This window comes from Mycolicibacter icosiumassiliensis (genome assembly GCF_900078685.2).
GTDB lineage: Bacteria > Actinomycetota > Actinomycetes > Mycobacteriales > Mycobacteriaceae > Mycobacterium > Mycobacterium icosiumassiliensis.
Genome location: NZ_LT546166.1, coordinates 3,598,678 through 3,604,953, shown reverse-complemented (window position 1 = coordinate 3,604,953; position 6,276 = coordinate 3,598,678). Strand labels below are relative to the sequence as shown.

Here is a 6,276-nt window from a genome sequence, read left to right as displayed (position 1 = left end):
CCTGCTGGCATTGGAGCAGGCGGGATGGGCAGCGCGCCGGGCCGATCGCAAGTACACCCTGGGGCCCGGGCTGATCGGCGTCGCCGAGACGGTACGGCGGCTGTGGCCGCTGTCGACCGAGGGCGCACACCTGATCGAGCAGATGGCCGAGCGGGCCGGCTGCGGAGCCGGTCTGGCTTTGGTGGGGCCGACGGAGTTGAGCTTCTTGACCCTGGTCCGTGGCCGCGGGCGCATCCCCGCCGGCGTCGGTGTCGGGGTTCGGTTACCGCTGTTGGCGCCGGTCGGCGTCAGCGTGGTCGCGCACCGCGATGCGCAAGCCCGGCAGCAGTGGTTGGAATCGGCACAGGACGTCGGTCGCGACGTGCTGGACGACGCCTTGGACCAGGTACGTCAGAACGGCGTCGTGGTATTCGGCCTTGGCGGGCCGGGTTTGGAGGCGCTCGATGTACTCGCCGAGGTGGTCGAGCTGCTGGCCGAGCATCCCCGCCGCACCGCGCTGCGGCAGCGGGTCTTCGAACTGCTGACCGGCGTGAACGGAAACCCTTATACCGCAGAGCAACTCGCCAGCCCACAGGCGTTGTCGGTGAGCTACCTGGCTGCCCCGGTATTCGAGAAGGGTGTGGCGACCTATGAATTGCAGTTGGGGCCGCTGCGCCGGCAGGTGAGCGCAGCCGAGCGGGACCGGTACATCCGCGAGATCCGGGCGACGGCGGAGCGGCTTTCTTCGTAGTCGTCGCTCATCGCCCGCACCCCGACGGCAGGATGATGTGATGCACCCGCACCCCCGCACCGGTCAGCCGTTCGACTCTCCGGTGCCGCCCGGCTCCGGCTGGCCCGGGGACCCGGCAACCCCGGACACGCCGCCGGCTGTCGACTCCGCGCAGGTGGCGCAGCTGGCCGACCAAGTCGAGTCGATCGACGAACTCGACGCCCTGATCAGCGTCTGCCGGGCCTGCCCGCGATTGGTGACCTGGCGCGAACAGGTGGCGGTGACCAAGCGAAAGTCCTTCGCCGACCAGCCCTATTGGGGGCGGCCGGTGCCCGGTTGGGGCGCACCGAAGCCCAAGATCGTGATCGTCGGATTGGCCCCTGCCGCCAATGGCGCCAACCGCACCGGCCGGATGTTCACCGGCGACCGATCGGGCGACCAGTTGTACGCCGCGCTCTACCGAGCCGGCCTGGTCAACCAGCCCACCAGTGTCGATTCCGCGGATGGGTTGCACGCCAACGACATCCGGATCATCGCCCCGGTGCGCTGCGCCCCGCCGGACAACGCTCCGACGACGGTCGAGCGCAACACCTGTGCACCGTGGATCGACGCCGAATGGCAGCTGATCGCTCCACAGGTGCGGGTGATGATTGCGCTGGGCGGCTTCGCCTGGCAGATCGCGCTGCGGATCGCCGCCGAGCAGGTGCCCAAACCCAAGCCGAAGTTCGGCCACGGCGCGGTCGCCGAACTCGGTCCGACGTTGCGGCTGCTGGGCTGCTATCACCCCAGTCAACAGAATATGTTCACCGGTCGGCTGACCCCGGCGATGCTGGACGACGTCTTCAGCCGGGCTACGGCGCTGGCGGGCCTGGGGGACTGATGGTGGGCAGCATCAGATGGCGCCGATAGATACTGCAATGCGCTTGCGAATGCTCGCCAACTGCACCGCGCTGACCCGCGACGCTGTGGGTGTGACGCGGCGCAACGACACGCTGGTGACGTGATGGGCTAAGGCCCAACTCGTCGCATCGGCTCCATTTTCCGGTGTTGGCTCGATGCGTTCCGCGAACGACCTGTGCGCCAGTCCCTCGTCGCGAGTCAACGGAACCACCAGAATGTTGGGGTAGTCGTCCGGAAACAACTCGTGGTCTTCGACGACGATAGCGGGGCGCGATCGCCCGGGCTCTTGCGGCAGTGCACCGCCGCGCCAATCAACGACCACGATGCTGCCGGCCGCGGGCCGGCTCACGGCAGGTCGGTCAGCGGAGTCCCGAACTCATCGAGTTCGCCCCGCGCCTCGGGGTGCTCGGCCAGGTGGGCCACCACCCGCTCGCCGTCTGCCCGAATCGCCTCGCGTCGCAGCTGCCGCGCCTTGGCCTCGGCGACCTCTCGAACGAACGCGCTCAGCCCCTTGCCTTGCCTCTGGGCTGCCGCTTCGAGTGCCGCACGATCGTCGGCATCCAGCCGAATGGTCAACGTCTCCGCCATACACGCTAACGTAACACGGAAACGTCGTACGCGTTGGGTGAGAAGGCTGCCAACCGGTAGCAACATCCGCCCCACCAGCCACCGCCGCGCGACCATGTACAGCGTTGTCCGGCTCCGAGCGACAAATCATGCAGGTTGTCGCTCAGAGGCGGGCACTGGCCACGTAATCCCGAACCGGTGACGCCTGTGACCGATGAGGTTTCGGTCCCGAGCGGCGGTGATAACGCCTGCACCGCCGGCCCGGGAAGGTTCAGCCGGCTGTCCGTGTTGTAACCCAGCGTGCAGCTTTCCGTTCTTGATCTCGTCCCGGTCCGTACCGACCGGACCACTGCCGACGCGCTGGCGGCGACGGTGCGGCTGGTCCAGACCGCTGACCGGCTCGGATTCACCAGATATTGGGTGGCCGAGCACCACAACATGCCGTCGGTGGGGGCCACCAGCCCGCCGGTACTGCTGGCGTACCTCGCCGCGCAGACGTCGCGGGTGCGGCTCGGTTCGGGCGGGGTGATGCTGCCCAACCATGCCCCGCTGGCGGTCGCCGAGCAGTTCGCGTTGTTGGAGGCCGCCGCACCCGGGCGCATCGACTTAGGCATTGGGCGGGCGCCCGGCTCCGACCCGGTTACCTCGGTCATGCTGCGTTCCGGGCGTGGCGAGGAAGACATCGAGAACTTCCCCGACTATCTCGATCACGTGCGGGCCATGATGAGCAGCCGCGGTGTGCAGGTCCAGTTGCGTGACGGCGACTACCTGCTCAAGGCCACTCCGGCCGCCGCCGGCGAGCCGCGGCTGTGGCTGCTGGGGTCGAGCATGTATTCGGCGCGGCTGGCCGCGGCCAAGGGGCTGCCGTACGTGTTCGCCCATCACTTCTCCGGTCAGGGCACCGAGGAGGCACTGGCCTACTACCGGGAGAATTTCACGCCGAGCGACGTGTGTGCGGCGCCGACGACGTTTCTGACCGTCAACGCCTCCGTTGCCGAAACCCGTGACGAGGCAACGGCGTTGATGCTGCCCAACCTGCAGATGATGGCCCGGCTGCGGACCGGGCGGCCGCTGGGGGCGGTTGATCTGGTCGAGGACGCGCAGGCCGCGGCGGTCTCCGATTCTGAACAGCGCATCATCGACAGCGGATTGCGGCGCGCGGTCGTGGGCACACCGGCCGAAGCGGCCGAGCAGCTCACCGCGCTCGCGGAGCACTTCGCCGTCGACGAGGTGATGATCAACCCGGTCGCCTCGGCGTATCGCGGCACCGACCCGGCCACCGCCCCCGGACGGGAACGCACTTGCGAGTTGCTGGCCAAAGAGCTGTTGTAAGGGACTTAGCGGTCGATGATGGTCGCCCCGAAACCGCTGGGCCGGTAGTCGATGTAGACCGGGTTCACCGAGAACGGGTAGTAGCCGCTGTTGGCCGCGCCGCCCGACGTCACATAGGGACCGTTGTTCGTGGTGGTGTAGGAGTACAGCAGGGTGCTGCCGTCGGCGTTGTACACCGAGATCACCGTTCCGGCCGGCACCTGCGAACCGACCCCGAGCTGCGGGAACAGCGACTGCGGAATGCTGCCGTACATGCCGCCCGAGTCCAGCGAGGTGGACACCGCCACCGGGGGAGCGCCGTTGATCGACACCATCGTGTCGACGAACGGCGACCCGGGCACGGAGATCTCGGGTGTCAGCGGGTTCGGTCCGAAGGTCAGCTGACCGGTCTGCTCGTCGATGAGCACGCCCTGGTTGAGCGCACCGGGTAGCGCCGAGACGATCGTCGACGTGCCGGCGTAACCGTTATTGGGACCAATGCCCAACACCCCGACGATGCCGTACTGGTTGAAGTAGTTCGTCATGAGGGTGTTGGACGACGGGTCGACGATGTTGACAGCGGTGGGATCGGTAACCAGGCCTGACGTGCAGGCGGTCTTGTCGCAGAAGCCCACCGTGGTGTCGTAGGTGTGGTAGCTGTAGTTCTGGCCGTTCAGGCCGGCGTAGCTGGCGCTGCCGGAGTACACCGAGTTGCCCAGGCCCGTGCCGCTGCCCAGGATCGTCAGGCCGGTGGAGCCGGTGTCGATCTGGACCGGCACCGGCGGACCGCCGTTGATCGAGATGTAGACGATCGGGCTGATCCCACCGCTATGCAGGTACAGCGGGATGCTGACGTTCGCCGGGCCGTCGGGACCACCCGCTGCCCCGTTGCCGGCCGCTCCCGAACGCTCTGGTCGTATTCGGCCCCGCCGTCGCCGAACCACAGGCCGCCGGCCCCGCCGTTGGGGTTGAGCTCAGTGCCGTCAGCACCGTCACCGATCAGGATCTGCCCGGCCGCGGTGTTGATCCAGCCGTCGACCATCGTCCCGAAGTCACTGTTGATCCAGTTCTCTATGGACGTGTGGAACGGGTCGTAGAAGAGCTGGTCAAACCACGCCGCGGAGTCGGAGGCGGTGGTCTCCGCGGCCATCCCGGCGACCGGCGTGAACATGTCGATCAGCCAGTCGAAGTCCAGCCCATCGGCCTGCGCCGACGGGGTCGCGGGTGTGAGCCCGACGGCGAGGAACGTGCCGACCGCGGCTCCGGCTCCTGCCAGGCGCCGGCGCGCTGACTTCGACTTACCCGGCCCGCCCTGACGACTCATCGTCCCAAAGTACTAGCTGAGTGCTACCTGAGCAAAAGTTAGAGACAGCTAACTGAAGGGGGCCTCAGGCGGACGGCAACGGGGTCAATGCCACGACCGGGATCGGTCGGGATGTCCGGCGCTGGTAAGCCTCGTACCGATGGGCATTGTTGGCGTTGACCAGGCGCCACAACCGGGCGTAGTCCGGGTCGTCGGGCAGCACCGGTCGCGCGGTGGCCCGCAGCCGTTTGGGCCCGACGTTGATCTGCACCTCCGGGTTGGCTTTGAGGTTGTGGTACCAGCCGGGGGAGCGGGGCGCGCCGCCCATGGACGCGACGATCAAGTACGTGTCGCCGTCGCGGGCGTAGGTCAGCGACGAGGTACGCGCCTGGCCGGTCTTGGCGCCCACGGTGTGTAACAACAGGCTGGGGGGCAGGCCCGGGATCTTGTGGCCGATCCAGCCGTGGGTCTGTTGGTAGATCAGGTTGTGCAGGCTGAGCGCTCGCACGCCCACCTTTTCGATCGGGGATAGATGATCCATACCCTCGAGTCTGCCCGCTAGCTCTCGCTGCTCGCCAGCGCTGCCCGCAGGATCGTCCCGGTGCCCTCGCGGTCCGGGTCGCGGCGCACCAGCAGACCTTTGGCGAAGGACAGCCGGTCCCCGGCACGGCGCGGGACCACGTGCAGATGGATGTGGAACACGCTCTGAAAAGCGGCCCGGCCGTCGTTGATCACTAGGTTGGTGCCGTCGGCGTGCAGTCCGGAGGTGCGGGCGGCCTGGGCGATCCGCTGCCCGACGGTGATCATGCCGGCCAGGGTGGCCGCCGGGGTGTCGGTCAGGTCCACGAAGTGCTGTTTGGGGATCACCAGGGTGTGGCCGCGGGTGAATGGCCGGATGTCGAGAAACGCCAGGTACTCGTCGTCTTCGAAAACCCGCACCGCCGGTGCGTCACCGGCGACCACGGCACAGAACACGCAGGACATTCCGCCACCGTAGCGGCGTCAGTTCACGTTGTCCGCCGCCCACGCACCCATCCGCCGGTTCCGCTCCTCGATCGAGACGTCTTCGACGCGAGTCATCACCGTCCAGCGCTGGCCGAACGGGTCGAGGATCGACGCGAACCGGTCGCCGGTGACGAAGGTCTGCGCGGGCTCCCGGATGACGGCGCCCGCCCGCTCCGCCCGCTCCACGACGGCGTCCACGTCCGCGCAGTACAGCGCGATCGAATGGTTGGCCGGGCCGTCTGGCGGCGCGGCTAGCTGGTAGGCGGGCTGGGGGTCGGACAGCTGCAGCCTGCCGTTGCCGAAGTCGAGTTCGGCGTGCGCGACGATGCCGTCCGCACCATTCATGCGCTCGACTAACTCGGCGCCGAACACCGAGGTGTAGAAGTCGATCGCGCCGGCGGCGCCGTTGACGCACAGGAACGGGGTCAGGCTGGTGTAGCCGGGCGGAATCGGATCGATACTCATGGGAGAAAAGTTTCGT

The 6,276-nt window shown here is 67.8% G+C and carries 9 protein-coding genes and 1 pseudogene (1 of these 10 only partly in view); 2 read left to right on the top strand and 8 right to left on the bottom strand.

Annotated features, from left to right (window positions below):
• Positions 1 to 130: pseudogene (locus BN4346_RS49175) on the bottom strand (3-hydroxyacyl-CoA dehydrogenase NAD-binding domain-containing protein); its annotated part reaches 104 nt to the left of the window's first position; the annotation flags it as partial.
• Positions 131 to 770: 640 nt separating this feature from the next.
• On the opposite strand from BN4346_RS49175, the gene BN4346_RS41155 reads away from it, so the two are divergent.
• Positions 771 to 1,589 (top strand): uracil-DNA glycosylase, encoded by an 819-nt coding sequence (locus BN4346_RS41155; protein WP_067975387.1) that lies wholly within the window; start codon positions 771 to 773, stop codon positions 1,587 to 1,589.
• Between the two features lie 12 nt (positions 1,590 to 1,601).
• Here the strand turns inward: BN4346_RS41155 and BN4346_RS41150 are convergent, their stop codons facing one another.
• Both BN4346_RS41150 and BN4346_RS41145 read right to left on the bottom strand, forming a co-directional pair.
• Positions 1,602 to 1,958 carry a type II toxin-antitoxin system PemK/MazF family toxin gene (locus BN4346_RS41150; protein WP_067975282.1) on the bottom strand — a complete coding sequence of 119 codons (357 nt, stop codon included), beginning with the start codon at positions 1,956 to 1,958 and terminating at the stop codon, positions 1,602 to 1,604.
• Positions 1,955 to 2,197: a type II toxin -antitoxin system TacA 1-like antitoxin gene (locus BN4346_RS41145; protein ID WP_067975281.1), complete on the bottom strand. Its 243-nt coding sequence runs from the start codon at positions 2,195 to 2,197 to the stop codon at positions 1,955 to 1,957. The genes BN4346_RS41150 and BN4346_RS41145 overlap by 4 nt, the downstream gene beginning before the upstream one ends.
• 279 nt (positions 2,198 to 2,476) lie before the next feature.
• On the opposite strand from BN4346_RS41145, the gene BN4346_RS41140 reads away from it, so the two are divergent.
• Positions 2,477 to 3,508, top strand: a complete 1,032-nt coding sequence (locus BN4346_RS41140) for an LLM class flavin-dependent oxidoreductase (RefSeq protein WP_067975278.1) — start codon at positions 2,477 to 2,479, stop codon at positions 3,506 to 3,508.
• A gap of 5 nt (positions 3,509 to 3,513) precedes the next feature.
• On the opposite strand, the gene BN4346_RS41135 is transcribed toward BN4346_RS41140, so the two are convergent.
• From BN4346_RS41135 to BN4346_RS41115, 5 genes are all read right to left on the bottom strand, one after another.
• Positions 3,514 to 4,284, bottom strand: a complete 771-nt coding sequence (locus BN4346_RS41135) for a PecA family PE domain-processing aspartic protease (RefSeq protein ID WP_235653761.1) — start codon at positions 4,282 to 4,284, stop codon at positions 3,514 to 3,516.
• The gene (locus BN4346_RS49170) at positions 4,230 to 4,811 is read right to left on the bottom strand and encodes a hypothetical protein (protein ID WP_078058765.1); all 582 of its coding nucleotides are present in this window, start codon (positions 4,809 to 4,811) and stop codon (positions 4,230 to 4,232) included. The genes BN4346_RS41135 and BN4346_RS49170 overlap by 55 nt, the downstream gene beginning before the upstream one ends.
• A 64-nt stretch (positions 4,812 to 4,875) precedes the next feature.
• A complete protein-coding gene (locus BN4346_RS41125; protein WP_067975275.1) occupies positions 4,876 to 5,331 on the bottom strand; it encodes a nitroreductase family deazaflavin-dependent oxidoreductase in 456 nt (151 codons plus the stop codon).
• A gap of 17 nt (positions 5,332 to 5,348) precedes the next feature.
• Positions 5,349 to 5,774, bottom strand: coding sequence for an HIT family protein (locus BN4346_RS41120; RefSeq protein ID WP_067975272.1), 426 nt, complete (start codon positions 5,772 to 5,774; stop codon positions 5,349 to 5,351).
• An 18-nt stretch (positions 5,775 to 5,792) separates the two neighbouring features.
• Positions 5,793 to 6,260, bottom strand: coding sequence for a VOC family protein (locus BN4346_RS41115; protein ID WP_067975270.1), 468 nt, complete (start codon positions 6,258 to 6,260; stop codon positions 5,793 to 5,795).
• Positions 6,261 to 6,276: the final 16 nt, after the last annotated feature.

Coding starts and splice junctions, on each gene's coding strand:
- BN4346_RS41155 (WP_067975387.1), top strand. CDS start 771: ATGCACCCGCACCCCCGCACCGGTCAGCCGTTCGACTCTCCGGTGCCG.
- BN4346_RS41145 (WP_067975281.1), bottom strand. CDS start 2,197: ATGGCGGAGACGTTGACCATTCGGCTGGATGCCGACGATCGTGCGGCA.
- BN4346_RS41115 (WP_067975270.1), bottom strand. CDS start 6,260: ATGAGTATCGATCCGATTCCGCCCGGCTACACCAGCCTGACCCCGTTC.
- BN4346_RS41125 (WP_067975275.1), bottom strand. CDS start 5,331: ATGGATCATCTATCCCCGATCGAAAAGGTGGGCGTGCGAGCGCTCAGC.
- BN4346_RS41120 (WP_067975272.1), bottom strand. CDS start 5,774: ATGTCCTGCGTGTTCTGTGCCGTGGTCGCCGGTGACGCACCGGCGGTG.
- BN4346_RS49170 (WP_078058765.1), bottom strand. CDS start 4,811: ATGAGTCGTCAGGGCGGGCCGGGTAAGTCGAAGTCAGCGCGCCGGCGC.